This window comes from Paracoccus sp. P2, assembly GCF_046335115.1.
Lineage (GTDB): Bacteria > Pseudomonadota > Alphaproteobacteria > Rhodobacterales > Rhodobacteraceae > Paracoccus > Paracoccus pantotrophus.
In genome coordinates, this window is record NZ_JBGOSN010000042.1 from 1 (window position 1) to 26,383 (window position 26,383).

At 67.9% G+C, this 26,383-nt stretch carries 30 protein-coding genes; 18 read left to right on the forward strand and 12 right to left on the reverse strand.

All coding sequences use genetic code 11. The features are described from left to right. Positions 1-115: 115 nt before the first annotated feature. Entirely contained in the window at positions 116-490 is a 375-nt protein-coding gene (locus ACDP63_RS19435) for a DUF305 domain-containing protein (protein ID WP_024845392.1), read from the reverse strand. A 282-nt stretch (positions 491-772) separates the two neighbouring features. Here ACDP63_RS19435 and ACDP63_RS19440 point away from each other — a divergent pair, with 282 nt between their 5' ends. Further along, complete coding sequence (locus ACDP63_RS19440; RefSeq protein ID WP_024845393.1) at positions 773-2,764, forward strand: PhoX family protein; 1,992 nt, start codon at positions 773-775, stop codon at positions 2,762-2,764. A gap of 74 nt (positions 2,765-2,838) precedes the next feature. Here the strand turns inward: ACDP63_RS19440 and ACDP63_RS19445 are convergent, their stop codons facing one another. Then, positions 2,839-4,065: a metallochaperone AztD gene (locus ACDP63_RS19445; protein WP_024845394.1), complete on the reverse strand. Its 1,227-nt coding sequence runs from the start codon at positions 4,063-4,065 to the stop codon at positions 2,839-2,841. A gap of 302 nt (positions 4,066-4,367) precedes the next feature. On the opposite strand from ACDP63_RS19445, the gene ACDP63_RS19450 reads away from it, so the two are divergent. The 5 genes from ACDP63_RS19450 to ACDP63_RS19470 all read left to right on the forward strand — a co-directional run bounded on the left by ACDP63_RS19450 (position 4,368) and on the right by ACDP63_RS19470 (position 8,358). After that, positions 4,368-5,033, forward strand: coding sequence for a DUF1007 family protein (locus tag ACDP63_RS19450; RefSeq protein ID WP_409928510.1), 666 nt, complete (start codon positions 4,368-4,370; stop codon positions 5,031-5,033). Then, a complete protein-coding gene (locus tag ACDP63_RS19455) occupies positions 5,015-5,902 on the forward strand; it encodes a nickel/cobalt transporter (RefSeq protein WP_024845396.1) in 888 nt (295 codons plus the stop codon). Before ACDP63_RS19450 ends, ACDP63_RS19455 begins: the two co-directional genes overlap by 19 nt. Before the next feature lie 182 nt (positions 5,903-6,084). After that, positions 6,085-7,308, forward strand: coding sequence for a GTP-binding protein (locus ACDP63_RS19460; protein ID WP_024845397.1), 1,224 nt, complete (start codon positions 6,085-6,087; stop codon positions 7,306-7,308). Between the two features lie 91 nt (positions 7,309-7,399). Beyond that, on the forward strand, positions 7,400-8,065 hold the full coding sequence (locus tag ACDP63_RS19465; protein WP_051419751.1) for a DUF1826 domain-containing protein: 666 nt from the start codon (positions 7,400-7,402) through the stop codon (positions 8,063-8,065). Further along, on the forward strand, positions 8,065-8,358 hold the full coding sequence (locus ACDP63_RS19470) for a DUF6525 family protein (protein ID WP_024845399.1): 294 nt from the start codon (positions 8,065-8,067) through the stop codon (positions 8,356-8,358). Before ACDP63_RS19465 ends, ACDP63_RS19470 begins: the two co-directional genes overlap by 1 nt. Before the next feature lie 394 nt (positions 8,359-8,752). On the opposite strand, the gene ACDP63_RS19475 is transcribed toward ACDP63_RS19470, so the two are convergent. Both ACDP63_RS19475 and ACDP63_RS19480 read right to left on the reverse strand, forming a co-directional pair. Continuing rightward, complete coding sequence (locus ACDP63_RS19475; RefSeq protein ID WP_081750566.1) at positions 8,753-8,923, reverse strand: helix-turn-helix domain-containing protein; 171 nt, start codon at positions 8,921-8,923, stop codon at positions 8,753-8,755. Between the two features lie 200 nt (positions 8,924-9,123). After that, entirely contained in the window at positions 9,124-9,366 is a 243-nt protein-coding gene (locus ACDP63_RS19480) for a DUF2312 domain-containing protein (protein WP_028710656.1), read from the reverse strand. Positions 9,367-9,515: 149 nt separating this feature from the next. On the opposite strand from ACDP63_RS19480, the gene ACDP63_RS19485 reads away from it, so the two are divergent. The 5 genes from ACDP63_RS19485 to ACDP63_RS19505 all read left to right on the forward strand — a co-directional run bounded on the left by ACDP63_RS19485 (position 9,516) and on the right by ACDP63_RS19505 (position 13,685). Continuing rightward, complete coding sequence (locus ACDP63_RS19485; RefSeq protein ID WP_024845401.1) at positions 9,516-9,743, forward strand: hypothetical protein; 228 nt, start codon at positions 9,516-9,518, stop codon at positions 9,741-9,743. A 1-nt stretch (position 9,744) separates the two neighbouring features. Continuing rightward, positions 9,745-10,194, forward strand: a complete 450-nt coding sequence (dtd, locus tag ACDP63_RS19490; protein ID WP_024845402.1) for a D-aminoacyl-tRNA deacylase — start codon at positions 9,745-9,747, stop codon at positions 10,192-10,194. A gap of 220 nt (positions 10,195-10,414) precedes the next feature. After that, on the forward strand, positions 10,415-11,818 hold the full coding sequence (locus ACDP63_RS19495; protein WP_409928511.1) for a DEAD/DEAH box helicase: 1,404 nt from the start codon (positions 10,415-10,417) through the stop codon (positions 11,816-11,818). Between the two features lie 83 nt (positions 11,819-11,901). Next, positions 11,902-12,480 carry a thymidine kinase gene (locus ACDP63_RS19500; RefSeq protein WP_024845404.1) on the forward strand — a complete coding sequence of 193 codons (579 nt, stop codon included), beginning with the start codon at positions 11,902-11,904 and terminating at the stop codon, positions 12,478-12,480. Further along, positions 12,477-13,685 (forward strand): cytochrome b/b6 domain-containing protein, encoded by a 1,209-nt coding sequence (locus tag ACDP63_RS19505; protein ID WP_024845405.1) that lies wholly within the window; start codon positions 12,477-12,479, stop codon positions 13,683-13,685. Before ACDP63_RS19500 ends, ACDP63_RS19505 begins: the two co-directional genes overlap by 4 nt. A gap of 65 nt (positions 13,686-13,750) precedes the next feature. On the opposite strand, the gene ndk is transcribed toward ACDP63_RS19505, so the two are convergent. Then, positions 13,751-14,173, reverse strand: coding sequence for a nucleoside-diphosphate kinase (gene ndk, locus ACDP63_RS19510; protein ID WP_024845406.1), 423 nt, complete (start codon positions 14,171-14,173; stop codon positions 13,751-13,753). A gap of 173 nt (positions 14,174-14,346) precedes the next feature. On the opposite strand from ndk, the gene ACDP63_RS19515 reads away from it, so the two are divergent. The 4 genes from ACDP63_RS19515 (at position 14,347) to ACDP63_RS19530 (ending at position 18,001) form a co-directional block, all read left to right on the forward strand. Beyond that, positions 14,347-16,194 (forward strand): ABC-F family ATP-binding cassette domain-containing protein, encoded by a 1,848-nt coding sequence (locus tag ACDP63_RS19515; protein WP_024845407.1) that lies wholly within the window; start codon positions 14,347-14,349, stop codon positions 16,192-16,194. Between the two features lie 100 nt (positions 16,195-16,294). Then, entirely contained in the window at positions 16,295-17,032 is a 738-nt protein-coding gene (locus tag ACDP63_RS19520; RefSeq protein ID WP_024845408.1) for a MipA/OmpV family protein, read from the forward strand. Between the two features lie 64 nt (positions 17,033-17,096). After that, a complete protein-coding gene (locus ACDP63_RS19525; protein WP_024845409.1) occupies positions 17,097-17,456 on the forward strand; it encodes an SUF system Fe-S cluster assembly protein in 360 nt (119 codons plus the stop codon). Further along, positions 17,453-18,001, forward strand: a complete 549-nt coding sequence (locus tag ACDP63_RS19530) for a sugar O-acetyltransferase (protein WP_024845410.1) — start codon at positions 17,453-17,455, stop codon at positions 17,999-18,001. Before ACDP63_RS19525 ends, ACDP63_RS19530 begins: the two co-directional genes overlap by 4 nt. A 6-nt stretch (positions 18,002-18,007) precedes the next feature. Here ACDP63_RS19530 and ACDP63_RS19535 read toward each other — a convergent pair whose 3' ends face one another. Then, positions 18,008-18,568, reverse strand: a complete 561-nt coding sequence (locus ACDP63_RS19535) for a histidine phosphatase family protein (RefSeq protein WP_028710659.1) — start codon at positions 18,566-18,568, stop codon at positions 18,008-18,010. Beyond that, on the reverse strand, positions 18,568-19,428 hold the full coding sequence (gene hemF / locus ACDP63_RS19540) for an oxygen-dependent coproporphyrinogen oxidase (protein ID WP_036748080.1): 861 nt from the start codon (positions 19,426-19,428) through the stop codon (positions 18,568-18,570). The genes ACDP63_RS19535 and hemF overlap by 1 nt, the downstream gene beginning before the upstream one ends. Before the next feature lie 80 nt (positions 19,429-19,508). Between hemF and ACDP63_RS19545 the strand changes: the two genes are divergently transcribed. Continuing rightward, a complete protein-coding gene (locus ACDP63_RS19545) occupies positions 19,509-19,922 on the forward strand; it encodes a hypothetical protein (protein ID WP_024845413.1) in 414 nt (137 codons plus the stop codon). Between the two features lie 3 nt (positions 19,923-19,925). Here ACDP63_RS19545 and ACDP63_RS19550 read toward each other — a convergent pair whose 3' ends face one another. Genes ACDP63_RS19550 through clpS form a run of 3 tightly spaced genes read right to left on the reverse strand, consistent with a single transcriptional unit; the run spans position 19,926 to position 22,096 of the window. Continuing rightward, a complete protein-coding gene (locus tag ACDP63_RS19550) occupies positions 19,926-20,744 on the reverse strand; it encodes an SDR family NAD(P)-dependent oxidoreductase (RefSeq protein WP_024845414.1) in 819 nt (272 codons plus the stop codon). After that, positions 20,741-21,775: a class I SAM-dependent methyltransferase gene (locus ACDP63_RS19555; RefSeq protein WP_024845415.1), complete on the reverse strand. Its 1,035-nt coding sequence runs from the start codon at positions 21,773-21,775 to the stop codon at positions 20,741-20,743. Before ACDP63_RS19555 ends, ACDP63_RS19550 begins: the two co-directional genes overlap by 4 nt. A 3-nt stretch (positions 21,776-21,778) precedes the next feature. Then, complete coding sequence (clpS, locus tag ACDP63_RS19560) at positions 21,779-22,096, reverse strand: ATP-dependent Clp protease adapter ClpS (protein WP_024845416.1); 318 nt, start codon at positions 22,094-22,096, stop codon at positions 21,779-21,781. A 281-nt stretch (positions 22,097-22,377) separates the two neighbouring features. Here clpS and ACDP63_RS19565 point away from each other — a divergent pair, with 281 nt between their 5' ends. Beyond that, on the forward strand, positions 22,378-24,006 hold the full coding sequence (locus ACDP63_RS19565; RefSeq protein WP_024845417.1) for a D-alanyl-D-alanine carboxypeptidase family protein: 1,629 nt from the start codon (positions 22,378-22,380) through the stop codon (positions 24,004-24,006). 213 nt (positions 24,007-24,219) lie between these two features. Here ACDP63_RS19565 and ACDP63_RS19570 read toward each other — a convergent pair whose 3' ends face one another. Together ACDP63_RS19570 and ACDP63_RS19575 are read right to left on the reverse strand one after the other, a co-directional pair. Further along, positions 24,220-24,678 carry an Lrp/AsnC family transcriptional regulator gene (locus tag ACDP63_RS19570; RefSeq protein WP_024845418.1) on the reverse strand — a complete coding sequence of 153 codons (459 nt, stop codon included), beginning with the start codon at positions 24,676-24,678 and terminating at the stop codon, positions 24,220-24,222. After that, the gene (locus ACDP63_RS19575) at positions 24,675-25,130 is read right to left on the reverse strand and encodes an Lrp/AsnC family transcriptional regulator (protein ID WP_024845419.1); all 456 of its coding nucleotides are present in this window, start codon (positions 25,128-25,130) and stop codon (positions 24,675-24,677) included. Before ACDP63_RS19575 ends, ACDP63_RS19570 begins: the two co-directional genes overlap by 4 nt. A 127-nt stretch (positions 25,131-25,257) precedes the next feature. Here ACDP63_RS19575 and ilvC point away from each other — a divergent pair, with 127 nt between their 5' ends. Further along, complete coding sequence (gene ilvC, locus ACDP63_RS19580; protein ID WP_024845420.1) at positions 25,258-26,280, forward strand: ketol-acid reductoisomerase; 1,023 nt, start codon at positions 25,258-25,260, stop codon at positions 26,278-26,280. Positions 26,281-26,383 lie beyond the last annotated feature (103 nt).

Genomic DNA, 26,383 nt, shown 5'->3' on the forward strand with positions numbered 1-26,383 from the left:
GCAGGCGGACCGGCGATGCCGCCGCCAGCGCGAATGTGCCGAAAGCCATGCCAATGCCATGCTGCTCGGCCCCGCCGGCATCCAGGAGCGCCGCGACCCCAGGGCCTGGACCGAGTTATTTTCCGCGATCCTCCAGCCATTTCCGCATCATGGCGATTTCGGCCTCCTGGGCCTTGATGACCTCCTCGGCCAGCTTGCGCACCTCGGGGTCCGAGCCGTGCTCAAGCACCACCCTGGCCATGTCGATGGCACCCTGGTGATGCGGGATCATGCCGCGCATGAAATCGACATCGGCATCGCCGGTATGCTCGATCATCATATCGGCATGCATCCTGTCCATCGCCGCGACATAGGCCTGGGTCGAGGGGCTGTCGGCATGGCCCGCGTCCATGTGATGGCCGTGCCCGTCGCCATCGCCGCTTTGCGCAAGGGCAAACCCGGCCGAGATCGCGACCGCGCCGGCAAAAAGGATCGGTGTCAGCCTGTTCATCCGAACCTCCTCGGGGTCGAGGGGCGCGCGGGGCTCGGCCGGAGAACGGCCAAGCCGGCCGGGCACGCGCAGGCGCCGCGGGGAATGTCGGGGATGTGGAGCTTCACGGGAAAACCCTCCTCAGCTGGATACGGGTCGAAAGAATAGGGCTTCTTGCCCCAGAAAGGTCAAGGGCCCGGCTGGGGCGGGCCGGGCTGTCACCTTTCGGTCAGACTGGCCGGTTATGGAACGCCGGGCAGCCCCGGCTTCTTGCGGGGCCGCGCCATCAGCCAGGAGCGTCCCATGACCGAGCAACACCCTTCCCGCCATGTCTTCCGCACCAGCCAGCTGGAGGAGGCCGACGGACCGGGCCACAACCCGACCGACAACCGCACCATGGGCGAGATCATCGCCGCCCGCTTCTCGCGCCGCGGCTTCCTCAAGGGATCCATGGCCGCGACCGCCATCTCGGCCACCGTCAGCCCCTTCGCCCTGCTGGCCGCCGACGAGGCCAGGGCGCAAGGCGCGCCGGAAGGTTCGGCCTTCGATTTCCCCGAGGTGACGGCCGGCGTCGATGCCGACCATCACGTCGCCCAGGGCTATGACGCCGACATCCTGCTGCGCTGGGGCGACAAGGTCTTTGCCGATGCGCCGGACTTCGACCCGCTGAACCAGTCCGAAGCCGCGCAGGAACGCCAGTTCGGCTATAACAACGATTTCGTGGGCTTCATCCCGCTGAACGGCGCCGATGACCGCGGCCTGCTGGTGGTCAATCACGAATATACCAACGAACACCTGATGTTCCCCGGCATCGTCACCGTCGAGAACGGCAAGATCGCCGTCGCCGAGGCGACCGAGGCGCGCGTGGACATCGAGATGGCCGCCCATGGCGGCACGGTGATCGAGATCCGCAAGGTAGACGGCAAATGGCAGCCGGTGCTGGACGGGGCGCTGAACCGCCGCATCACCGCCAAGACGCCGATGGAGATCCGCGGCCCGGCCGCCGGGCATGCGCGCATGCAGACTGCGGCGGATCCGACCGGCACGAATGTGCTGGGCACGATCAACAACTGCGCTGGCGGCGTCACGCCCTGGGGCACCTACATCATGGCCGAGGAGAACATCCACGGCTATTTCACCGGCGCGCTGCCCGAAGGCCACCCCGAGACCGAGAACTACAAGCGCATGGGCATCCCCGAGGACAGCTATGCCTGGGGCAAGTTCCACGACCGCTTCGACATCGGCAAGGAACCGAATGAGCCCAACCGCTTCGGCTGGATCGTCGAGGTCGATGTCATGGACCCGAACTCGATCCCGAAGAAGCGCACCGCTCTTGGCCGCTTCAAGCATGAGGGGGCGGCGAGCGCCCTGGCCAAGGACGGGCGCGTCGTCTTCTATCTGGGCGACGACGAGCGGTTCGACTATGTCTACAAGTTCGTGACCGCCGGCCGTTACAACCCGGACGACCGCGCCGCGAACCTGGATCTGCTGGACGAGGGCACGCTTTACGTCGCGCGCTTCGACGAGGACGGCAGCTTTGCCTGGCTGCCGCTGGTGCATGGCCAGGGACCGCTGACCGCCGAGAACGGCTTCGCGAGCCAGGCGGACGTGCTGATCGAAACCCGCCGCGCCGCCGACCTGCTGGGCGCAACGCCGATGGACCGGCCCGAGGATATCGAGCCCAATGCCGAGACCGGCCGGGCCTATGTCATGCTGACCAACAACACCAAGCGAGAAGAGGCGAACCCCGCCAACCCCCGCGTGGACAATGCTTTCGGCCATATCATCGAGATCCTCGAGGACGGGGGCGATCTGGCGGCGACCAAGGGCAGCTGGGAGATCCTGCTGCAATGCGGCGATCCCTCCATCGCCGAGGTGGGCGCGACCTTCTCGACCGCGACCACCGCGAACGGCTGGTTCGGGATGCCGGACAATTGCGCCATCGACAGCGACGGGCGGCTCTGGGTCTCGACCGACGGCAACTCGCCTTCGGATACCGGGCGCACGGATGGTCTTTGGGCGGTGGATGTCGAGGGCGCGGCGCGCGGCACCTCGCGGCTGTTCTATCGCGTGCCGGTCGGGGCCGAGATGTGCGGGCCCTGTCCGACGCCGGACCTGACCACCTTTTTCGTCGCCGTGCAGCATCCGGGCGACGGCGGCGAGGATTGGGAGGGCCACGGCCGGCCGTCCTATTACGAAGACCTGTCCACCCGCTGGCCGGATTTCCGCGACGACATGCCGGTGCGCCCGGCGGTGGTGGCGATCACGAAACAGGGCGGCGGCCGGATCGGCTGAAGGGCCGCGGGCAGGTTTGGGGCAGGGGGCAGGGGGCGGGAAACCGCCCCCTTTTTCCGCAATCCGCGTCGCGGTCAATGCGTCAGGCCGCTGCCGCCGGTCACGGCGATGGTGTAGGGCGCGCCTCCGACCGGCACGGTGCCGCGTTCCGTCAGATCCTCGGCCGAGATGCGGCGGACAAGGCCGGCATTCGGATCGGTCACAAGGATTTCCCCGCCGGCCATGGCGATGCGCGGGCGCGGGTCGTTCCAATGCCCGTCCATCGAATAGGGCGCGGTCACCTTGGCGCCGGCGGCGATCTCGGCCTTCAGCAGGTCGATGCGGTGCAGGCTGCCATCCTCGGTCAGCACGTAGCCGGTCGAGGGCTTGGCGGGGTCCAGCGCGAAATCCACCCGGCGGAAGGGCAGCTTGATGTAGCGGTAATGCGGCTCGTCCACCGGGTCGATGACCACCAGCCCGTCGGGGCCGTAATTGCCCAGGAACACCTGGATGCCGGTCGAGCCCAGCAGCGTGCCGGTGGTCACGCCCTGCGGCAGCTCGGCGGGATAGGGCAGCAGCCTGTATTCCGGCCCGCTCGCCCCGGCCCTGACGGTCAGCACGCCCTCCTTGCAGCCGGCGGCCAGATAGGCGCCCGAGAAGGCCTCGCCATGGATCGCGGTGCAGGTGGCCAGCTCGCCCGCCGACCTGCCCTCGGCATCGAAGGCTTGCAGGCCGAGGCGCGGCACCGAGGCGTCGCCCTCGACCTTCTCGTCCGAAGCGACGGTGGACAGCCAGCTGTCGCCCAGAGGCGTGACGAAGCCGTGATGGGCGCGGGCCTGCGGGAACTTGACCGGCTCGACCTTGCCCTCGGCCAGCGCGGCCCCGTCGAGGATCTCGGCATAGCCGCCATTGTCGTAGTTCAGCACCACCTTGCCGTCGTGATCGACCAGGTGGAAGGGCCGCGGGCCGGTCAGGCTGGCGTCGATGGCCGCGGGATCGACAACCTCGATGTCGCGGTGGTCGCCGTGGTCATGGAGCGAGATGCCGCTGCGGATGAACTGCACCGTATCGGCATCGGATTGCACCGCGGCGACCACCGCGCCGCCCGCCACGGAATACAGCTTGGCCTGGCCGGTGGTCGGGAAGGTCCAGCGATGGTCTGGTGCGGACAGGTCGAACGCCGTGACCTGGCCCTTTTCATGGTCGCCGACGAAGACACGGTAAAGCGTCACATCCTCGTGGTCGTGATCGTGGTCCTGCGCGGCGGCCGCGCCGGCCAGGATCAGCAGCAGCGCGCTGGCGCCCGCGAGATGTCTGAACATGGTTTCTCCTTCATGGGGTTCGGGATGAATCGGCGGCTCGCAGCGGCTGGCCGGCCGTGCAGGGGCTCATTTCCTGGCAATTCCTGGTATCGTGGGATGACGGATTCGAATTTTCGTGATGTTATTACATTGCCAAACCGGGGAGGCAAGGCATGTCGTTCACGGTTTCCCTTGCCGCGCCGGAAATCCGACAAGGGGCGAGGGCCAAGCAGGGGTGAAAGCCGCGACGCATCGGCAAGGGGCGTCCGAACGCCGGTTTTGTGATTTGCCTCGGCCGATCCCCGCGGCATAAGGCATGCCTCATGCGCTGCCTCCGGCCTGTCCTGCTGTCCCTGCTGTCGATCCTTGCCCTTGCAGGGGCCGAGGCGCATCCGCATGTCTTCATCGACACTGGGCTGACCTTCCGCTTCGACGGCGAGGGCAGGCTGGGCGCCGTCAGCGTGGTCTGGGCCTTCGACGACTTCTCCTCGATGCTGATGGTCGAGGATATGGAAATGGACCAGGACGGCGACGGCGTGCTGACGGATGACGAGATCGCCCGCCTGACCGCCATGTTCAGCGACTGGCCCGAGGATTTCGCCGGCGATCTCTACCTGACCCGCGACGGCAATCCTGTCGCGCTGTCGGGACCGCAGGAGGTCGCGGTGCGCTATCAGCAGGGCAGGATCGTCGTGACCCATATCCGCGCGCTCCTGGACCGGATCCGGCCCGAGGATGAGCGGATCAAACTGCAGGTCTATGACCCGACCTATTACACCTTCTACGATCTGGTCGGGGCGCTTGAAATCAGCGGCCGGGACGACTGCCGCGTCGAGATCGAAAAGGCCGATATCGCCGCCGCGCAGCGCAAATATGGCGACGAACTGGCCAAGCTGACCAATGACGAGATCATGGACCAGGGCAAATACCCCGATGTGGGCGGCGATTTCGCCGACGACATGAGGCTGGAATGCGCAAGGCCGTCCTGATCGCCCTGCTTGCGCTGGCCGTGGCCGCCGGCCTGGTTCTCTGGACCGGGCTGGATGATCGCGTCGCCCGCATGGCGGTGGGCTGGCAGCGCGACTATCAGAATGCGCTGGCGCGGGCCTTGCGGGGCGGTGAAACCGGCGCGGTCACGGCATTCCTGGGCATCTGCTTTGCCTATGGTTTCCTGCACGCGCTGGGGCCGGGGCACGGCAAGGCGCTGATCGGCGCCTATGGCCTTGCCACCGACGTGCCGATGAGGCGCATGGTCAGCCTGGCCGCGATCACCAGCCTTGCGCAGGCGACGGTGGCGGTGGCCGTGGTCTATGCGGGCGTCTGGATCTTTGGCGGCGCGCGCGATCGCGTCGAGGGCGCCTCGGCCAGCCTCGAGCCGTTCTCGGCAGCGGCCATCGCGGCGCTGGGTATCATCCTGTGCTGGCGGGGGTTTCGCAGGCTGGCCGCCGGCCGGCACCGGCACGGCCATGCGCATTCCGAAACATGCGGCTGCGGCCATGCCCATGTCCCGGATGCCCAGGACGTCCTGGCAGCCCGTTCCTGGCGCGAAGCGGCCGCACTGGTCGCCGGGGTGGCCCTGCGTCCCTGCACCGGGGCGCTGTTCCTGCTGATCCTGACCTGGCGCTTCGACCTGGACGTAATCGGGATCGCCGGCGCCTATGTCATGGGGATCGGCACCATGATGGTGACGGGGCTTGCCGCGGTCGCCGCGGTCGCCCTGCGCCGCGGGGTGCATGTCTCGCTTCCGGCCCTTGGCCGCGCCTCGGTCATCGCCAGCCTGGCCGAGATCGCCTTCGGTGGCCTCGTGGCGATCTTCGCCATCGCAACGGCGTTCCGCCTGGTCCAGGCGCCGTTCTGAACCGCACCGAATACCGCACCGCATGAAACCCACCGTGCCAGGCAGGCTTGCGCCCGCCTTGCCCTGGCAAAAGGCGGCGCGGCTGTTCGGCGAGGCGGGGGAGGGGGCAAGAACAGGGGCATTGCAGAACCCGGCGATCCCGGCTATAAAAGTAATGTAATAACATTACATATAGGGATACCATGCCAGCCAGCACCCGCGCCAGAGATCGCCGCCTGCCCGTCACCGTCCTGTCCGGTTTTCTGGGCGCGGGCAAGACGACGCTGCTGAACCATGTCCTGAACAACCGCGAGGGCCGGCGCGTCGCGGTGATCGTCAACGACATGTCCGAGGTGAACATCGACGCCGATCTGGTGCGCGACGGGACAGAACTGTCGCGATCCGAGGAAAAGCTGGTCGAGATGACCAATGGCTGCATCTGCTGCACCTTGCGCGACGACCTGCTGGTCGAGGTCCGCCGGCTGGCCGAGGAGGGGCGCTTCGACTATCTCCTGATCGAATCGACCGGCATCGCCGAGCCCTTGCCGGTGGCGGCGACCTTCGATTTCCGCGATCCGAACGGCGCCAGCCTGTCGGACGTCGCCCGGCTCGACACCATGGTCACGGTGGTGGATGCGGTCAACCTGACCAGGGATTTCTCCAGCCACGACTTCATCGCCGACCGCGGCGAGACCCTGGGCGACCAGGATGACCGCACGCTGGTCGATCTGCTGACCGACCAGATGGAATTCGCCGATGTGGTGGTGCTGAACAAGGTCAGCGCGGCGGGGCCGGTCCGGCTGGACCAGGCCCGCAAGATCGTCCGCGCCCTGAACCCCGACGCCCGGCTGGTCGAGACCGATTTCGGCCGCGTCGCGCCGGGGGCGATCTTCGATACCGGGCTTTTCGACTTCGACAGGGCGCATATGCATCCGATGTGGGCCAAGGAGCTTTACGGCTTCGACGCGCATGTGCCCGAGACCGAGGAATACGGCATCTCGTCCTTCGTCTATCGCGCCCGGCAGCCCTTCCATCCGAAGAAGGTCCATGACTTGCTGAATGGCGACCTGCCCGGCGTGATCCGCGCCAAGGGGCATTTCTGGATCGCCTCGCGCCCCGGCTGGGCGGTCGAGTTCAGCCTTGCCGGGGCGATGTCCAGCGTGACGCCGCTGGGGGGCTGGTGGGCTTCGGTGCCGCGGGATCGCTGGCCCACCCACCCGGATTCCCTCCAAGACATCGGGAAGGTCTGGCAGGAACCCTGGGGCGACCGCCGGCAGGAACTGGTCTTCATCGGCTCGGGCATGGACCCTGCGGCAATCACCAAGGCTCTGGACGACGCCCTGGTCGAGGCTCGGGACTTCACGCCCGAAGCCTGGGCCGGGCTGCCCGATCCTTTCCCGCAATGGGGCCAGCGCCGCGTCGCCTGAGCAGGGCGCCGACCGCAAGGGCAGGGGTAGGGGCGCAGAATGCCCCCCGCCGCAAACGGGGCGACACAGCCAGGAGGGAAAACCCGGACGCATGGCAAAGACCGATACCGCAATCCCGCAAATGCCGCACCCCGGCGCCGCCAAGGCGCGGGGGATCCTCGAATCCTCCAGCGGGCTCGTACTGGAACAGATAACCCGGCCGGGGGTCGGGGCGGCGATCTGGCGGCGAAATCGCTCGCCCGGCTTTGCCGAATGGATCGAGAGCATTCCCCCCGGACAGTTGCCCGCGTTGCGTGCCGTGGCCGATTTCCGGACGATCGAGCGCGGCGTCCACGCCGCCTGCGACCTGTCCGGCCTGCCCGCCGGGACGATGCGCGACCTGCTGGCCAGCGACATCGGGGCGCTGGCGCTGATGCTTGCCCGGATCATGCGCAACCCGCTGATGCATATCCGCTTCGAGGCGGTGACGACGGATGCCTGCCGCCGGTTCCATGTCGATCAGCTACCCGCGCGGCTGCTTTGCACCTATCGGGGGCCGGGAACGCAATTCGGGCTGGAGGATGAAAACGGCCGGATCGTGCGGGCCGGCGCGATGCGCAGCGGCGAAGTCGCGGTCCTGCGCGGCGCCTCGTGGCCGGGCATGGAGGTCACGGGGCTGTTGCACCGTTCCCCGCCCATCGCCGGAACCGGCAAGGTGCGGCTGTTCCTGGCGCTTGACCCCATGGTGGAGCCGGCCGAGGCCCGGAGGCTCCATTGATGCGCGGCAACCTCGCCACCTCGCTGCGCCGCCGCCGCAGGCGCTGCCCGATCGCGCAATACGACCGGCTGCCCCCGGAATTGCGCCGCTGGCTTGCGCAGGCGGCGCTGCCTTGGAGCCCGGTTTCCGCCTTGCGCCTGTGGCACAAGCTTCTGGACGAAACCGCGGGCAATATCGAAGCCGCGCGCCAGCGCCTCGACCTGATCGAGGCGCGGATGCTGATGCGGGACGCGCCGCGGATATGGGGCGTTCCGCCAACCGTGCCGCCGAGGCAGCCTTCGCCGGCCGGGTGACGCATTCCGGCGCCGCAGGCCGCGGGCCTCTGCTTCCGGTCCGGGGCTGCTCCTCACGGCCTCAGGGCGGTAGCGGATCATGCAACATTCTGGAAAGACGAGGCTTGTGGCCTTGCGGGCATGGCGCGCCTTCCGCTTGCGGCGCCGCTCCGGCAGAAAGCGGCCCAGTTCCTGGAACTGGCCTTCAGATGAACAGACATAGCGGTAGATTGTCTCGCGGCACATCCGCTCGCAGTGGCCTTCATGGCGCAGCCGACCGGCGATTTGCTCGGGCGGCCATCCCGCGCGCAGCCGGTCGATCACCGGCAGCCGCAGCGCATCATGCCGGACCAGCTTGCGCTGCTGACAGCTGACAGCGCCGAGACGCCGCGAGTTGCTGCGCGTTCATATGCCACTAGCCATTGGCGATCGGCACATCGGGATCGTGCCAGAAATTGCGCCGGATCGCGCGATGAATGGTCGAACGGTGCCGGCCGAGCTGCGCGGCAATCTGCGCAACGCTGAGCTTGCGTTGCAGCATGGCCGCGATGATGCGGCGCTCATCGAAGCTGAGATGCGAGGCCAAAAGGGGTTCTCCGTGAATTGCAACTGCCTGAAAACCATGGCTTGTCGCGATTTAGAATAGAATCCACCCCTAGGGTCGAATTTCTTCGATAATTATGATTATGTAAACAAAAACTCCGCCTGAAGAATGCGCATCCCAAGACGAAGCGCATGGAACGACCGGGCGGATCGGGTCAAGGAAACCGCGCCCGGCCAAGGTTTTCAGATCATGTTCAAGGCTTGCTTGTAGATCTCCAGCACAGCCTCTTCCTCGGCGACCTGATCCTTGTCCTTCTTTCTTAGCGAAATGATGGCCCTGAGCGCCTTGGTGTCGTATCCGCGCCCCTTGCTCTCGGCATAGACTTCCTTGATCTGCTCGGAGATATCCTTCTTTTCCTGCTCGAGATGCTCGATCCGTTCCACGAACTGACGCAGTTCGTCCGCAGTCACCTGATACGAATCCATTTGCTGCTCCATTTGCTGCTGCGGGCCCGTGATGCGCACGGCGCAAGGCCGGCGGCACCCCATCCCGCGTGTTTTCCGCCGCGGGTCTAGGCGGTCTTGCGGCCGGGCGCAATCGCCGCTAGGCCGTCGCTGGCAGACGGAGGCGGAACATGACGATCTGGGACGGGCTGATCTGGGGCGGAACCGGGTTGACGGTGATCGGGCTGGTCGCGCTGGCATGGTGCATCGTCACCGCGGCGCGCGCCAAGGCACGGATCGCCGATGACGAGCAGATGCGCGCCGCCATGCGCAAGGTCGTCGCGGTGAACATGGCGGCGCTCGCGGCCTCGGTCCTGGGGCTGATGCTGGTTGTCCTTGGCATCATGCTGGGCGGCTGACATGCGGGCGCTGGTCCAGCGCGTCGCCGAGGCAGAGGTCACGGTCGAGGGCCGCAGCATCGGCCGCATCGGGCCCGGCCTTCTGGTCTTGGTCTGCGCCATGCGCGGCGACCCCGAGGACGCGGCCGCGAAACTGGCCGCGCGCATCGCCAAGCTGCGCATCTTCCGCGACGAGGCCGGTAAGATGAACCGATCGGTTCAGGACATCGGCGGCGCGGTGCTGGTGGTCAGCCAGTTCACGCTCGCCGCCGACACAAGCACCGGCAACCGGCCCGGATTCTCCACCGCCGAGGCGCCCGAGCGCGGCGAGGCGCTGTATCTGCGCTTTGCCGAGGCGCTGCGCGCGCTCGGCCTCCCGGTCGAGACCGGCTCCTTCGGCGCCGACATGCAGGTGTCGCTGGTCAATGACGGCCCGGTGACGATCTGGATGGATTCCGCAGACCGCGCTTGACTTTCGCCGCCCGAACCCTCATTTGCGACAAGTTGCCGCCCGCTGCCGCGTGAGCAGCCGGCGCCCTTGCGCCAAGGTCGGCACCGATTTTCAGTTTCCCATTCACGCGGGGAGGCTGCGGGCATCACCGTATCCACGCCCGCCCCTCGCAACCTGCCGTGCGATCCGCACGGCCCCAGCCATGCGCGCCGATACGCGGGCGACCTGGCCGAAAGACGACATGACCAACGAGACCACCCGCCCGAACCGTTCGGGCAATCCCCGCGCCCAGCAAGGCGGCAAGCCGCGCTTCCGCAACGACAAGCCCAACACCAACCACCGCCGTCACCGCGCCGAGCCGGAAGAGAAATTCATCCGCCGCGCCATTCCGGATATCGACACCGCCTTCACCCGCATGGGGATCGATGCGCGCGTGGCGATCAACCTGCCGGGCCTGGGCATCGAGACCCCCTCGCCCATCCAGGAAAAATCCATCCCCGGCATCGTCGCCGGCCGCGACCTCCTGGGCCTGGCCCAGACCGGCACCGGCAAGACGGCGGCCTTCGGCCTGCCGATGCTGACCCGGCTGCTGAACATCGGCCGCAAGCCCGAGCCCCGGACCTGCCGGGCGCTGATCCTGGCGCCGACCCGCGAACTGGCGACCCAGATCGCCGAGAACATCGACAATTATGCCATCGGCACGCCGATCCGGCAGTTCCGCGTCGTCGGCGGCGCCTCGATCAACGTGCAGGTCCAGCGGCTGGAACGCGGCGTCGACGTGCTGATCGCGACGCCGGGCCGGCTGATCGACCTGATCGAGCGCGGCGCCATCGACCTGTCGCAGACCAAGTATCTGGTGCTGGACGAGGCCGACCAGATGCTGGACATCGGCTTCATCCACGCGCTGCGCCGCATCGCCAAGATGCTGCCGCGCGAGCGCCAGACGCTGCTGTTCTCGGCCACCATGCCGAAGCTGATGGAGGAGCTGGCCGACAGCTACCTGAACGATCCGCTGCGCGTGGCGGTGAACCCGCCCGGCCAGGCGGCAGCCAAGATCGACCAGGGCGTGCATTTCGTCAACCAGGGCGACAAGGCGACGCTGCTGGCGGAATACCTGTCCAAACATGTGGACGAGCTGGCCATCGTCTTCGGCCGCACCAAGCACGGCTCGGAAAAGCTGTCGAAGCTTTTGGAGAAATGGGGCTACAAGGTCGCCGCGATCCACGGCAACAAGAGCCAGGGCCAGCGCGAGCGTGCCCTGGCCAGCTTCCGCGCCGGCGACACCAAGGTTCTGGTCGCGACCGACGTGGCGGCGCGCGGCCTCGACATTCCCGAGGTGGCGCATGTCTATAACTACGACCTGCCCAACGTGCCGGAAAACTACGTCCACCGCATCGGCCGCACCGCCCGCGCCGGGCGCGACGGCCGCGCCATCGCCTTCTGCGCGCCCGCCGAGATCGGCGAGCTGCGCGCCATCGAGAAGGCGATGAAGGTCAAGATCGCCGTGGTCGGCGGCGAGGAGCCCTTCGAGGCGGCCAAGATCCGCGAACGCGGCGGCCCCGCGGGCCGCCCGGCGCAAGGCGCGGCGCGCAAGCGCCCGGCCCGGCGCCCCTCGCGCGCGCCGAAAACGGCGCAGCGGGCCTGATCCCGCCGCGATACGCGCAAACGTGAGCCGCCGCCCCGTCGCGGCGGCTTGCGACCCCCCGGCCCTCGCGGCTATGTGCCGGCATGGCCAAGCTTTATTTTCACTATTCCACGATGAATGCCGGCAAGAGCACGCTCTTGCTGCAGGCGTCCTACAATTACCGCGAACGCGGCATGGCGACGCTGCTTCTGACCGCGGCGCTGGACGACCGCGCCGGCCCCGGCCGGATCGCCAGCCGCATCGGCATCGCCGAATCCGCGCTGGGTTTCACCCCCGAAGCCGATCTTTTCGCCCTGATCCAGGCCCGGGGCCGCGGCGCCGCCTGCATCTTCGTCGACGAGGCGCAGTTCCTGACCGAGGAGCAGGTCTGGCAGCTGGCCCGCGTCGCCGACGACCTTGGCCAGCCGGTGATGTGCTACGGGCTGCGGGTCGATTTCCGCGGCCGGCTGTTTCCCGGATCGGCGGCGCTGCTGGCCGTGGCCGACGACCTGCGCGAGGTGCGCACCATCTGCCATTGCGGGCGCAAGGCCACCATGGTCATACGCCAGGACGAAGGCGGCCGCGTGCTGCACCAGGGCGCGCAGGTGCAGATCGGCGGCAATGAAACCTATGTCTCGCTCTGCCGGCGCCATTGGCGCGAAGCGATGGGAGAAATCCGATGAAAGCCAGCAATACCGCCCGCGCCTATGGCTGGGTCGCCCGCATGTTCCACTGGACGGTCGCGGTGCTGATCCTGGCCGCCATCGCCATCGGGCTTTACGCGGACAACCTGCCCGATGGCGGGGAAACGCAGCTGCAGGCGATCTTCACCGCCTATTCCGTGCACAAGACCGTGGGCATGGCGGCGTTGGCCCTCGCCGCGCTGCGCCTGCTGTGGACCCTGACCCAGCCGAAGCCGCGCCCGCTGCATCCCGAGCGGCGGCTGGAAAGCTTCGGCGCCGAGGTCGTGCATTGGGCGCTGTGGATCGGCATGGTCGTCATGCCGCTGTCGGGCTGGCTTCTGCATTCCGCGGCGCCGGGCGGCTTTGCCCGCATCCTCTGGCCCTTCGGCCAGCGCCTGCCCTTCGTTCCCGAGGACGCGGCGCTGTCCGGGCGTTTCGCGGCCTTCCACGAATTCGGCTGGTGGCTGCTGGCCGGGCTGATCCTGCTGCATGTCGCGGGGGCGCTGAAGCACGCGATCATCGACCGCGACGGCACCATGCGCCGCATGGCCGGCAATCCCGAGCACGCGCCCGAGCCCCCGGCCGCGCAGCCCGGCCTCCTGCCGCATGTCCTGGCCGCCCTGGCGGGGCTGGTGGTCTGGGTGGGGGTCGCCTTCATCCCGGCCGACACCCCGGAGGCGCAGGAGATGCCCGCCACCGCATCCGCCCCTGCGGCCGCGGCCGGATCGGGCTGGGCGGTCGAACAGGGCGCGCTGGAGATCGAGGTCATGCAGGCCGGCAATGCGGTCACGGGGCAGTTCGGGCAATGGCAGGCCGATATCGCCTATGACCCGGAGACCCAGACCGGGCGGGTGACGGTGGATGTCGACATCGCCTCGCTGACGCTGGGCGCCATCAGCGACGCGGCCAAGGGCCCGGATTTCCTGAATGCCGCCGCCCATCCCGCCGCGCGTTTCGAGGCCGAGATCCTGCCGCCCCCGGCCGAGGGCCAGCCGCATGCCGCGCAGGGCCGGCTGACCATCGCCGGCCAGACGGTCGAGGCCGATTTGCCCTTCGAGCTGACGCTTCAGGGTGACGTGGCGCAGGCCAAGGGGCAGATGCGCGTCGATCGCCGCGATTTCGGCATCGGCGCGGGCTATGCCGATGAAAGCACCGTGGGATTCGGCGTCGAGATCGGTTTCGAGCTGACCGCGAAGCGGCAATAGGAGAAAGGGCCGCCTCGATGGGCGGCCCTTTCCTTTGGGTATTTGGGGAACGAAGAAGCCGGGGCTCAGCCGACCAGTTCGAGGCCCGAGAAGAAGAAGGCGATTTCTTCCTTGGCGGTTTCCGGCGCGTCCGAGCCATGGACCGAGTTCTCGCCGACCGAGAGAGCGAACTCCTTGCGGATGGTGCCCTCGTCGGCATTGGCCGGGTTGGTGGCGCCCATCACTTCGCGGTTCTTGGCGATGGCGTTCTCGCCTTCCAGCACCTGCACCACGACCGGGCCCGAGGCCATGAACTCGACCAGTTCGCCGTAGAAGGGGCGATCCTTGTGGACGATGTAGAACTGGCCGGCCTGGGCGGGCGACAGGTGGATGCGCTTCTGCGCGATGATGCGCAGGCCGGCATCCTCGAACTTGGCGTTGATCTTGCCGGTCAGGTTGCGCTTGGTGGCGTCGGGTTTGATGATCGAGAGCGTGCGTTCGATGGCCATGTCGGTCGTCCTTTTCCTTGTTCCGGTTCCTTGTTCCGGCCGCAGGTGGCCCGGAAATCCGCGCCCCGTTAGCATGGGCGACGGCGCTTGAAAAGCCGGCGCGGCCCCCTCCTTCGCGCGGGCCGTCGATGACGGCATTGACGGGGCGCGCCGCTTGCGCCATGCGGTGGCGCATGCTGCGCATCGACGACATATCCTATTCCATCGCCGGACGGCCGCTGTTCGAGCATGCCTCGGCCACCATCCCGGACGGGCACAAGGTCGGCCTGGTCGGCCCGAACGGCGCCGGCAAGACCACGCTGTTCCGGCTGATCCGGGGCGAGCTGGGCCTTGACGGCGGCGCCATCAGCCTGCCGCCCCGCGCCCGCATCGGCGGCGTCGCGCAGGAGGCGCCCGGCACCGCGACCAGCGTGCTGGAGACGGTGCTGGCGGCCGATACCGAGCGCGCCGCGCTGCTGGCCGAATCCGCGAGCGCTACCGACGCCCATCGCATCGCCGAGATCCAGACCCGGCTGGCCGATATCGACGCCTGGTCGGCCGAGGCGCGGGCCGCGACCATCCTGCGCGGCCTGGGCTTTTCGACCGAGGACCAGGCGCGGCCGACCGCCGATTATTCCGGCGGCTGGCGCATGCGCGTGGCGCTGGCAGGCGTGCTGTTTTCGCAGCCCGACCTCTTGCTGCTGGACGAGCCCACCAACTACCTGGACCTGGAAGGCGCGCTGTGGCTGGAAAGCTATCTGCAGCGCTATCCCCATACCGTCATCGTCATCAGCCATGACCGCGACCTTTTGAACCGCGCCGTCGGCCATATCCTGCATCTCGAAGATCGCAAGCTGGTGCTCTATTCCGGCGGCTACGACACCTTCGCGCGGACCCGGGCCGAGAAGCGCGCCCTGCAAGCCGCCGAGGCGAAAAAGCAGGATGCCCGCCGCGCGCATCTGCAAAGCTTCGTGGATCGTTTCCGCGCCAAGGCCACCAAGGCCCGCCAGGCCCAGGCCCGCATCAAGATGCTGGAGAAGATGGAGCCGATCACCGCCCCGGAAGAGGCGAAGTTCCACCGCTTCGGCTTTCCGCAGCCCGACCAGCTGTCGCCGCCCATCGTCTCGCTGGACGGGGTTTCGGTCGGCTATGACGGGCGGGCGGTGCTGCGCCGGCTGGCGTTGCGCATCGACCAGGACGACCGCATCGCGCTCTTGGGCCGCAACGGCCAGGGCAAGTCCACGCTTTCGAAGCTGCTGGCCGGGCGGCTGGAGCCGATGGAGGGGCGGATCGCGCGCTCGGGCAAGCTGCGCATCGGCTATTTCGCCCAGCACCAGGTCGATGAGCTGGAGCTGGGCGAGACGCCCATCGCCCATGTCCGCCGGCTGCGCCCGGACGAGCCGCCGGCAAAGCTGCGCGCCCGGCTGGCCGGATTCGGGCTGATGGAGGCGCAGGCCGAGACCCGGGTCAGCCAGCTTTCCGGGGGGCAGAAGGCGCGGCTGTCCTTACTGCTCGCCACCATCGACGCGCCGCATCTGCTGATCCTGGACGAGCCGACCAACCACCTGGACATCGAATCCCGCGAGGCGCTGACCGAGGCGCTGAACGACTATACCGGCGCCGTGGTGCTGGTCAGCCACGACATGCACCTGCTGAATCTGGTGGCCGACCGGCTGTGGCTGGTGGACCAGGGCGGCGTCTCGCCTTGGCAGGGCGACCTGGACGATTATCGCCGCATGCTGCTGGCCGGCGAGGAAAAGCCCGAGCCGAAAGCCGAGGCGAAACCGGCGCCGAAACGCCCCGCGCGCGAAAAGATCCTGGAGTTGCGCGCCGAGGCCAGGCGCGCCGAGGAGCGGGTCGGCAAGCTGACCGCCATGCTGGAAAAGCTGGACGCCATCCTGGCCGATCCGGCAACCTATGACGACGCGCAAAAGGCCGAAGCCTGGGGCCGCAAGCATGCCGAGGCCAGCGAGGCGATGCAGCGCGCCGAAGGGCTGTGGATGGAGGCGCTGGAACGGCTGGAGGAAGCCGAGCGGGCCTGAGCGCAACAGCCGCGAATTATTGTGTAAAATTCACCAGACTCCGCTTGCCCTGGCGCCGGGTTTCGACGCAGGGTGCCGGGCGATTTGATAAGGATTCGCCATGACTCGGATTGCCGCGCTTGCGCTTCTTGCCGCCACCGCCCTGACCTCGCCCGCCGCGGCGCAGTCGCTGGGGCTTGGGCGCGGGCTTTCGGTCGATACCGGGCTGGGCGTGAAATACAGTCCCGAGTTCATGGGTTCGGACAACCTGGACGCCTCGCCCTGGATCATCCTGCGCAACAGCGATGCCGATGCCGGCAAGAAGGACGGGATCTCGGTCCTGCCCTCGCTGAACTATATCGGCAAGCGCGATTCCAGCGATCACGAGGATCTGCGCGGCATGGAGGATATCGGCCGCGCCGGCGAATTCGGGGTGAAGCTGTCCTGGCGCATGGGCGACATGACCAGCTATGGCGCCATCCGCAAGGGTTTCGGCGGCCATCACGGCGTGGTGGGCGAGCTGGGCGCGAAATACCGCTATGAGGTCAGCGACCAGCTGACGCTGTGGACCGGGGCCGAGCTGGGCCTGGGCGACCAGGATTTCACCGGCACCTATTTTGGCGTGGACGAAGGCGAATCGCTTGCCGGCGGCAAGCCGGTCCACAACCCCGACGGCGGCGCCTATATCGCCCGCATCAGCGTCGAGGCGCGTTACGAATTCATGCCCAATACGGCGCTGATGGGGCGGCTGACCTATGGCCGGCTGCTGGGCGATGCCGGCGATTCGCCGCTGGTGCAGACCCGCAGCCAGCCCTCGATCAGCATCGGCGTGGCGCGGCGGCTGAACTTCCGCTTCTAAGCGGCTCTGGACCCCGGATGGCACAAGTCCTATATCATTGCCAAGATTTTACAGGACACGCCGCATGAGCACCGAGAATCTCAAGGAGGGCGACCCGCTGATCGCGCCTTCGACGACGGACCATCCCCTTTACGACAGCGTGGTCGAGGCCTGCAAGACGGTCTACGACCCGGAAATCCCGGTCAATATCTTCGACCTGGGGCTGATCTACACCATCGACATCAATGACGAGAATGCCGTGCGCATCGTCATGACCCTGACCGCGCCCGGCTGCCCGGTCGCGGGCGAGATGCCCGGCTGGGTCGCCGATGCCGTCGAGCCGCTGCCCGGCGTCAAGCAGGTCGATGTCGAGATGACCTTCCAGCCGCAATGGGGCATGGACATGATGTCCGAGGAAGCCCGCCTGGAGCTTGGCTTCATTTGACCGCGCGCGAGGACATGCTGGCCGGCCGGCCCTACAAGCCCGGCGATGGCGAGTTGGTGGCGATGCGCAAGGCCGCGCAGGGATTGATGCGCGACTACAATGCCACCATCATCGGCGACAAGACCCGCGCCCGCACCCTGACGCAATTGCTGGGCACCTGGAACGGTGCGGTGATCCGCACGCCCTTTCACGTCGATTACGGCAAGCATATCCATTTCGGGCCGGATTGCTTCGTGAATTACGGCTGCTTCTTCATGGACATCTGCGAGATTCGCATCGGCGCGCGCTGCCAGTTCGGTACCGCCGTGCAATTGCTGACCGAGGATCGCCCGCGCGAGCGCGACAGCCGCGCCAAGGGCGTCGAATGGGGCAAGCCCATCACCATCGGCGATGACGTCTGGGTCGGCGGCGGCGCCATCGTCCTGCCTGGCGTCAGCATCGGCGACGGCGCCATCGTCGGCGCCGGCGCGGTCGTGACCCGCGACGTGGCGCCCGGCGCGACCGTCGTCGGCAACCCTGCCCGCCCCTTGCCGCCGAAATCCTGACAGGCGTCAAAGAAACATCCGGTGCCGGCCGCGGCTGACCAGGTGCAGCCCGCCCTGGCTGACCGGCATCTGGGCCAGCCGCTCCAGCGGCAAGTCCATGGCCACCAGCCGCAGCATGCGCAGGGTGATGCCATGCGTCACGATCAGCGCCGGGCCGTCCAGATCGTCCAGGAACGCGCGCACCCGCGCTTCGAGCCCGGCGAAATGCTCGCCGCCCGGTGCCAGGTCATACCAGTCCAGCGGACCGCGGGCGAAGGCTTCGGGATGCGCGGCCTGCAGTTCCGACGCAAGCCGGCCGCTGAAATCGCCGATGTCGATTTCGTGCAGGCGTTCGTCCAGGTCAAAGCCCTGCCCGCCAAAGGCGATACGCGCCGTCTGCTGCGCCCGCCCCGCGGTGCTGACCAGCCGCGCCATGCCGCGCAGGTCGCGCACCAGCCAGGCCAGCCGCCGCGCCTGCGCCTCGCCCAGGGGCGTCAGCGGCGAATCCAGCCGGCCCTGCAACCGCCCCTCGGCGTTCCAGACTGTCTGGCCGTGCCGCATGAGGTAGAGATCCGGCCAGTCCGGCATCAGGCCCATTTCGCCATGGGCGGCAGGCTCATCAGCACCGCCTCGGGGTCGTGGCCGGTCGCCAGGCCGAATTTGGTGCCGCGGTCATAGACCAGGTTGTATTCTGCATAAAGTCCGCGATGGATCAGCTGCGCGTCCTTTTCCGCCTCGCCCCAGGGCTGGGCCATGCGCTTTTCCGCGAGCGGCAGGAAGGCGGGCAGGAAAGCCTCGCCCACCGCCCTGGTAAAGGCGAAATCGGCATGCCAGTCGCCCGTGTTCAGGTCGTCATAGAAGATGCCGCCGACGCCCCGTGCCCGGCCGCGATGCGGGACAAAGAAATACTCGTCCGCCCAGGCCTTGAAGCGGTCATAGTAATCGGCGCCATGCGGGGCGCAGGCCGCGCTCAGCGTGGCGTGGAAATGCGCCGTATCCTCGGCATATTCCAGGCAGGGGTTCAGGTCGGCGCCGCCGCCGAACCACCAGGCGCCGGGCGTCCAGAACATGCGCGTGTTCATGTGCACCGCCGGCGCATGCGGGTTCTGCATATGCGCGACCAGACTGATCCCCGAAGCCCAGAAGCGCGGATCCCCCTCGACCCCCGGCACGCCGCGGGCCGCCATGGCCTGCCGGGCCGCGGCCGACAGCTCGCCATGCACCGCCGACCAGTTCACGCCGACCTTCTCGAAGACCCGGCCGCCGCGCATCACCGACATCAGCCCACCGCCGCCATCCTCACCGCGCTTGGTCTCGCGGATCTCGAAACGGCTGGCCGGCGCATTGGCGGGGCCGCGATCCTCCAGCGCCTCGAAGGCAGAGACGATGCGGTCGCGCAGCTCGCGGAACCAGGCCGCGGCCTTCTGTCGCTCATCGTGCATTTCCATGGGCTTGCCTCCGCATTCGTGAATTGCCCCGCCTGCGGGGCGGGCTTATGCTTCGGGCGAAACAACTAGAGATCCCGGCCATGACCCGCAACATCCTGCTTGCCCTGATGCCTGTTCTGGTTGTCGCATCCTGCGGAACCCCGCAAGAGCAATGCATCAGCCGCAACACCCGCGAATATCGCACCGTCTCGAACCTTCTGGCCGAGGTCGAGGCCAACTTGGCGCGCGGCTATGCCTGGGAGGAGCGCACGGTGATGCGCACCCAATGGGACGACTGCCGCTATGTCTGGCTGGACAAGGACGGCAACCGCCGGCTGGGCTATCGTCCCTGCTTGCGCGACGTTGCCGATACCGAGCGTTACCGGGTGCCGATCGACCCGGCGGCCGAGGCACGCAAGCGCGACAACCTGCTGGCGCGCAAGCAGGCTTTGGCCCCCGCCGCCCGCGCGGCCGTCGATGCCTGCAAGGCCGCCTACCCCGAAGAGGGCAAATAGGGCTCAGTAGACCCCTGGCGCCAGCGGGTCGCCCAGGCTGCGGCCGCCGTCGACGCGCAGGATCTGGCCGGTCACGAAGCTCGAGGCCTCGCTGGCCAGGAACTGCACCGTCGCCGCCAATTCGTCCGCGCCGGCAATCCGGCCCAGCGGCGTGGCGGCGACCATGCGCTCGCGCAGGCCCGGATCCTCGCGCAGCTTCAGTTGCAGGTTGTTGGACATGATGCTGGCAAAGGCCACGCCGTTCACGCGAATCCGCCTGGGCGCCAGAGCCGAGGCCAATGAGCGCGTGGCCTGCGCCTGCGCCGCGCTGGCGATGGAATAGGCCAGCATCTGCGGCTGCGGCCAATCGGCGGCCAGCGAGGTGACATTGACGATGGCGCCGTGCTGCAAGGCGTTCTCGCTCGCCTCGCCCGCCTCATCGGCCTGGGCCATCATGCGCCTGGCGACCATCTGCGACAGGCGCAGGCCGGAACTCATGTTCTGGCGCAGCATGTCGCCCAGCAGCTCGTCGTTCACCGTCAGCGGGTCGCAGCCCTGCACCATGCGATGCGCATTGACCAGGATATCCACCCGCTCGAAGGCGTCGATGGTGGCCGAGACCAGGTTCGCGAGCGTCAGCTTCTGCCCCAAGTCGCCGGCAAAGGCGCGCACCGGCCCTTCGCTTGCCGCCTGTTCGCCCAGTTCGGTCATCAGCGCCGCCTCGTCGCTGTCGGCGAACATGACATTGGCGCCTGCCTCCTCGAAATGCCGGGCGATGGCCAGGCCGATGCCGCGGGCGGCGCCGGTCACGATGGCGGTCTTGCCCTGGATGGAGAGGCTCATCTTTTCCGGCCTTTCGGTTGCGGGCCTTTTGGTTGAAGGCGCCCGGCAGTGCCGCGCCGCGCTCCCGAGGCGGTCAGGATCTTGAAGCGCGCATCGCCGCCCAGCTCGGCGACTTCGGCAAAGCATTCCCGCAGCGCCTGCTCATAGGGCAGGTGGCGGTTGGCCACCATCCACAGCCGCCCCGCCCCGGTCAGCAGCCCCGCCGCCGCGCGGATGAAGCCGGCGCCCAGCCTCGGGTCGGCCGCACGCCCCTCGTGGAAGGGCGGGTTCATGATCACGCCGTTCACCGGCTCGGGCAGGCGGAAATCCAGCGCATCCGCCCAATGGAACCGCGCCCGCGGATCGGTGACATTGCGCCGCGCGCAATCCAGCGCCGCGGCATCGGCCTCGACCAGGTGCAGCAGCTCGACGCCGGGATGGGCCAGGATCTGTGCCGAAAGCCAGCCCCAGCCCGCGCCCAGATCGACGATGCGGGTCGGCAGCTTTTCGGGCAGCGCCGCCGCCAGCGCCTGCGACGCCGGGTCCGGCCCGTCGGCCGAGAACACGCCCGGCCGCGTCACCATGCCGGGCGCGGCCAGGTGATCCTGCGCCGCCCAGCCCTCGGGCAGCCAGCCCGGCTGGGGCAGCGTGACGCGGAAGATCTTGCCATGGGCACGCGACTGGACCTCGTCCACCGGGGCCAGGGCGCGCATCTCCTTCATCACCGCGTCGATGCCGTCGGTCTTTTGCCCGTCGATCCACAGCGAGGCGCCCGGCGCCAGCCGCGCCGCGGCCTCGGCGATGCGCGCCCGCGCCTCGGCCCGCGCCCGCGGCAGGAAGACCACGGCGCCGTCGAAATCGCCCGAGGCCTCGGTCGCCATGTCGTAGCCGCGCGCCTTCAGCGCCCGGTGATCGGGGTAAAAGCCCTGCACGATCTGCACGCGGGCGGGGTCGAAGGGGTCAAGATCGGTCGCGGCGCCCGCGCCGATCAGCAGCATGCGCCCTTCGGGCGGCGTGCCGCCAAAGACAAGTTCCAGCCGTGATCCAGCCAATTTCTACTCTTTTTCCATGGTGCATTGCAGCGGATGCTGCTGGCGGCGGGCCAGTTCCATGACCTGCGCCACCTTGGTTTCGGCGATCTCGTGCGAGAAGACGCCGACGACGGCCACCCCCTTGCGATGAACCGTCAGCATGATCTCGATCGCCTGGGCGTGGTTCATGTTGAACAGCCGCTCAAGCACATGCACGACGAATTCCATCGGCGTGAAATCGTCGTTCAGCAGCAATACCTTGTACATCGGAGGCCGCTGCGTGCGGGGCCTGGTCTTGACCCCCAGTTCGACCTCTTCGCGGTCCCCAGGTCGGTTGGTCATCTGCGGTTTGGTCACGACGCTCGTATCAGGATATGGACGGTTCTGGGACCGAATATAGAGCCTTTCCCCGCGCTTGATAAGCCCCGCCCCCGCGGCAGAGGCGAAAGCGCCGGCAACCTGCGGCAGATTGCGCGGCAAGGGCACAAACTTGCGGTTTCCGAACACGGGAATGCGTGTTATTGTCATTTCATTAATGAAGGGCCCGCATAATGAACGGACCCTCAGAGGCAGAAGAGACCGGGACAGTGAGCAGAATCACCAGAAAAGTCCGCTTGGGACTGATGATCCTATTCGCCTGGGCATTGCCCATGGCGGTGGCCGCCGCCCCCTTCGCGGCCTTCGTCATGGATGCGCGCACCGGGCAGGAAATCTATGCGCAGAACGCGGATACGCGGCTTCATCCGGCCTCGCTGACCAAGATGATGACGCTTTACATGGCCTTCAGCGCCGTCGAGCGCGGACAGGTCCGGCTGGACAGCAAGTTCCTGGTGTCCAGCCATGCGGCCGCGCAGCCGCCCTCGCGGCTGGGGCTGAAGCCGGGCCAGCGGATCGAGCTGCGCTACCTGATCCGCGCGGCGGCGGTGAAATCCGCCAATGACGCGGCCACGGTGATCGGCGAGGGGCTGGCGGGGTCCGAGGCGAAATTCGCCGCGCAGATGACCCAGATGGCGCGCGCCCTGGGCATGCGCAACACGCATTTCCGCAACGCCAACGGCCTGACGGCCGAGGGGCATTATTCCACGGCGCGCGACATGACGGTCCTCGGGCGCCGGCTGTTCTACGATTTCCCGCAATATTACTCGATCTTCTCGCGCCGCTCGGCCGATGCGGGGATCGCCACCGTCGCCAGCACCAACAAGCGTTTCCTCGACAGCTACGAGGGCGCGGACGGCATCAAGACCGGCTATACGCGGGCGGCGGGGTTCAACCTGACCGCCTCGGCCAAGCGGGGCTCCAAGCGGATCGTCGCAACCGTGCTGGGCGGCACCTCGACCGCGCATCGCAACCAGGTCATGGCCCAACTGCTCGATGCCGGCTTCGGAAAGGCCCCCACCCGTGTGCGAGAGGTGAAGCCCGCCCCGCCGCAGCTGGTGGCCGAAAAGAAGGTGCGCCGCACCGTGCAGGTCGCGCGCACCGAGCCGCAACAGGCGGCGAACGTGCGGCTGTCCAGCTCGGACCGCCCGGTGGCCCGCGCCTCGACCGTGGCGGTGGTGACGCCGGCGGCGATCTCGGCCGCGGTCTCGCGCGCCCAGGCGGCGGCGCCAGCCCCCGCCCGCAGCGGCAGCACCCTGGCCGCCAGCGCCCGGCCGGCGCGCAAGCCCGGCACCGGCCAGTTCGCCAATGTCGCGGCCGATCCCGAACTGCTGGCCCGCGCCGCCCGGCCCGAGGCCCGGCCGGAAGAAGGCGATGCCTCGGAACCCGCGGCCGTGCCGGTGAATGCCGTCCGCCCTGCCCCGGCGCCGCGCGACGACCGTTCGGCCGGGCTTTCCGCGCCGGCGGCGGGCTCGCCCTCGCTGTTCGTGCAGGCGACCCAACCGCAGCCGGAAAGCATGGCGCTGCTGGCCTCGCCTGCGCCGACCCAGCGGTCCGAGACGATCATCCTCGCCTCGCTTGAGCCTCAGGAGGATGCCGCGCCGGAGCCGACCGAGATCGTGGCCCGCGGATCGGATGCGGGCGGCAAGGGATGGGGCGTCTCGCTGGGACTGTTCCGGTCGCAATACGAGGCCGAACAAATGCTGCTGAAAACCGCGCTTCAGGAAAGCGGCGCCCTGGGCAGCGCGCTGAGCCGCGTGGCCACGACCAAGCGGGGCTTTGAGGCGAATTTCGTCGGGATGAACCGGGAAACCGCCGAACTCGCCTGCGGCCGGATCGCCGCGCGGCAGCAAAACTGCCGGGTCATCGGCCCCTGACGGCGGCGCCGGCACCGGCCTGCCGGCCGGGAGGGGCCGTCAAGCTGACAAGGGCGCCATAGTCCAGCAGGACCAGGCGCCCTTGGCTTTCGGACCCGGCCCGGCGAACTGGGCCAATTGCGCGGCCCGCACCAGCGAATGCGGCACGAGCCCCCCGGACGCATTGCTGTGGCACAGCCGGCCTTTCCGGATGCGCGATGCGGGGCCGCCGGGCTAAAGCGGCCCCGGCCGGCGCTCTTCGGAAAGCATGACATTGGCCTCGACCTGGCCCACGCCGGGCAGGGTCATAATGCGGCGGCGCAGGATGCGCTCAAAATCGGCGATGTCGCGGGCATGGATGCGCAGCCGGTAGTCGAACTGGCCCAGCACGTGCTGCACCACCTGCACCTCGGGGATCGCCGTCACCGCACGTTCGAAATCCTCCAGGCTGACCCGGCCCTTGACCGCCAGGCGGATGCCCAGGAACACGGTGACGCCGAAGCCCAGAGCGGCCTCGTCCACCACCACCCGGCGCCCGGCGATCACCCCGGCCTCGGTCAGCCGCCGGATACGCCGCCAGGCCGCGGGCTGGGTCAGGCCAAGGGCCCGGCCGATCTCGGCCGCGCCGCGCGTCGCATCCTCGGCCAGCAACCGCAGGATCGCAAGGTCGGTGGCGTCTGGCTGAAAGCTCACAGCGGCAGCTCCTGCACATCCTTGATGGTCGAGACCAGCATCAGCGCATCGCTGTCGGCCACATGCGGCAGGGTCAGGATGCTTTCCCGGTAAAGCTGCTGCCAATGCGCCATGTCGCGGGCGATCACCGACAGCCGCAGGTCCACCGAGCCCAGGAAGGTCTGGATCTCGGTCACTTCGGGCACGCGTCGGGCTGCGGCGATGAATTCGTCGAAGGCGCGGGGATGGGTCTTGTCGAGGGTAAAGCGCAGGCTGACCTGCACCTCGTAGCCGAGCCTGCGCCAGTCGATGCGGGTCAGGGTGGCGCGGATCACCCCGGCCTGGCGCATGCGTTCCAGCCGGCGCCAGAGGCTTGCGGGCGTGACCCCTGCCCGCTCGGCCAGCTGGGCGTTCGGGATCTCGGGATCGGCCAGAAGCTGGCGCAGGATGCGGCGATCGGTGGCGTCGAGCATGATTTTTTCACTTTTATCGTGAACTGCACATTATCATAACGATATAGTCGCATTGAACGTGAAAAATGCACACATCTCCGGGAAATCGCCTGTTACAAACCCCTCAGCGAAATGGAGGGAGTTTCCGATGCGCGTTTACTATGATCGCGACTGCGATGTGAACCTGATCAAGGACAAGAAGATCGCCATGCTGGGTTATGGCAGCCAGGGCCATGCCCATGCGCTGAACCTGCGCGATTCCGGCGCCAAGAACGTCGTGGTGGCGCTGCGCGAGGGCTCGGCCTCGGCCAAGAAGGCGGAAGCCGAGGGGCTGAAGGTCATGGGCATCGCCGAGGCCGCCGCCTGGGCCGACCTGATCATGTTCACCATGCCCGACGAATTGCAGGCCGAGACCTATCGCAAATACGTGCATGACAACCTGCGCGAAGGCGCCGCCATCGCCTTCGCCCACGGGCTGAACGTGCATTTCGGCCTGATCGAGCCGAAGCCCGGCGTGGACGTGATCATGATGGCGCCCAAGGGGCCGGGCCACACCGTGCGCGGCGAATACACCAAGGGCGGCGGCGTGCCCTGCCTGGTCGCGGTGCACCAGGATGCCACCGGCAAGGCCATGGACCTGGCGCTGTCCTATTGCTCGGCCATCGGCGGCGGCCGCTCGGGCATCATCGAGACCAATTTCCGCCAGGAATGCGAAACCGACCTGTTCGGCGAGCAGGCGGTGCTGTGCGGCGGCCTGGTCGAGCTGATCCGCATGGGCTTCGAGACCCTGGTCGAGGCCGGCTACGAGCCGGAAATGGCCTATTTCGAATGCCTGCACGAGGTGAAGCTGATCGTGGACCTGATCTACGAGGGCGGCATCGCCAACATGAACTATTCGATCTCGAACACCGCCGAATATGGCGAATACGTCTCGGGCCCGCGCGTGCTGCCCTATGAAGAGACCAAGGCGCGGATGAAGGCGGTGCTGACCGACATCCAGACCGGCAAGTTCGTGCGCGACTTCATGCAGGAGAACGCCGTGGGCCAGCCCTTCTTCAAGGCGACCCGCCGCATCAACGACGAGCATCAGATCGAGAAGGTCGGCGAAAGGCTGCGCGGCATGATGCCTTGGATCTCGAAAGGCAAGATGGTGGACAAGGAGCGCAACTGAGCGCGCCCGCATCGAAAAGCCCCGCCTCGGCGGGGCTTTTTTTTTCGCAGAGCCCCGGGGCAGCCTGCACGCCGCAGCGTGCGATCAGGGGGCAGCCCCGCGG

Coding starts and splice junctions, on each gene's coding strand:
- ACDP63_RS19435 (WP_024845392.1), bottom strand. CDS start 490: ATGAACAGGCTGACACCGATCCTTTTTGCCGGCGCGGTCGCGATCTCG.
- ACDP63_RS19440 (WP_024845393.1), top strand. CDS start 773: ATGACCGAGCAACACCCTTCCCGCCATGTCTTCCGCACCAGCCAGCTG.
- ACDP63_RS19445 (WP_024845394.1), bottom strand. CDS start 4,065: ATGTTCAGACATCTCGCGGGCGCCAGCGCGCTGCTGCTGATCCTGGCC.
- ACDP63_RS19450 (WP_409928510.1), top strand. CDS start 4,368: ATGCGCTGCCTCCGGCCTGTCCTGCTGTCCCTGCTGTCGATCCTTGCC.
- ACDP63_RS19455 (WP_024845396.1), top strand. CDS start 5,015: ATGCGCAAGGCCGTCCTGATCGCCCTGCTTGCGCTGGCCGTGGCCGCC.
- ACDP63_RS19460 (WP_024845397.1), top strand. CDS start 6,085: ATGCCAGCCAGCACCCGCGCCAGAGATCGCCGCCTGCCCGTCACCGTC.
- ACDP63_RS19465 (WP_051419751.1), top strand. CDS start 7,400: ATGGCAAAGACCGATACCGCAATCCCGCAAATGCCGCACCCCGGCGCC.
- ACDP63_RS19470 (WP_024845399.1), top strand. CDS start 8,065: ATGCGCGGCAACCTCGCCACCTCGCTGCGCCGCCGCCGCAGGCGCTGC.
- ACDP63_RS19480 (WP_028710656.1), bottom strand. CDS start 9,366: ATGGATTCGTATCAGGTGACTGCGGACGAACTGCGTCAGTTCGTGGAA.
- ACDP63_RS19485 (WP_024845401.1), top strand. CDS start 9,516: ATGACGATCTGGGACGGGCTGATCTGGGGCGGAACCGGGTTGACGGTG.
- dtd (WP_024845402.1), top strand. CDS start 9,745: ATGCGGGCGCTGGTCCAGCGCGTCGCCGAGGCAGAGGTCACGGTCGAG.
- ACDP63_RS19495 (WP_409928511.1), top strand. CDS start 10,415: ATGACCAACGAGACCACCCGCCCGAACCGTTCGGGCAATCCCCGCGCC.
- ACDP63_RS19500 (WP_024845404.1), top strand. CDS start 11,902: ATGGCCAAGCTTTATTTTCACTATTCCACGATGAATGCCGGCAAGAGC.
- ACDP63_RS19505 (WP_024845405.1), top strand. CDS start 12,477: ATGAAAGCCAGCAATACCGCCCGCGCCTATGGCTGGGTCGCCCGCATG.
- ndk (WP_024845406.1), bottom strand. CDS start 14,173: ATGGCCATCGAACGCACGCTCTCGATCATCAAACCCGACGCCACCAAG.
- ACDP63_RS19515 (WP_024845407.1), top strand. CDS start 14,347: ATGCTGCGCATCGACGACATATCCTATTCCATCGCCGGACGGCCGCTG.
- ACDP63_RS19520 (WP_024845408.1), top strand. CDS start 16,295: ATGACTCGGATTGCCGCGCTTGCGCTTCTTGCCGCCACCGCCCTGACC.
- ACDP63_RS19525 (WP_024845409.1), top strand. CDS start 17,097: ATGAGCACCGAGAATCTCAAGGAGGGCGACCCGCTGATCGCGCCTTCG.
- ACDP63_RS19535 (WP_028710659.1), bottom strand. CDS start 18,568: ATGCCGGACTGGCCGGATCTCTACCTCATGCGGCACGGCCAGACAGTC.
- hemF (WP_036748080.1), bottom strand. CDS start 19,428: ATGGAAATGCACGATGAGCGACAGAAGGCCGCGGCCTGGTTCCGCGAG.
- ACDP63_RS19545 (WP_024845413.1), top strand. CDS start 19,509: ATGACCCGCAACATCCTGCTTGCCCTGATGCCTGTTCTGGTTGTCGCA.
- ACDP63_RS19550 (WP_024845414.1), bottom strand. CDS start 20,744: ATGAGCCTCTCCATCCAGGGCAAGACCGCCATCGTGACCGGCGCCGCC.
- clpS (WP_024845416.1), bottom strand. CDS start 22,096: ATGACCAACCGACCTGGGGACCGCGAAGAGGTCGAACTGGGGGTCAAG.
- ACDP63_RS19565 (WP_024845417.1), top strand. CDS start 22,378: ATGATCCTATTCGCCTGGGCATTGCCCATGGCGGTGGCCGCCGCCCCC.
- ACDP63_RS19575 (WP_024845419.1), bottom strand. CDS start 25,130: ATGCTCGACGCCACCGATCGCCGCATCCTGCGCCAGCTTCTGGCCGAT.
- ilvC (WP_024845420.1), top strand. CDS start 25,258: ATGCGCGTTTACTATGATCGCGACTGCGATGTGAACCTGATCAAGGAC.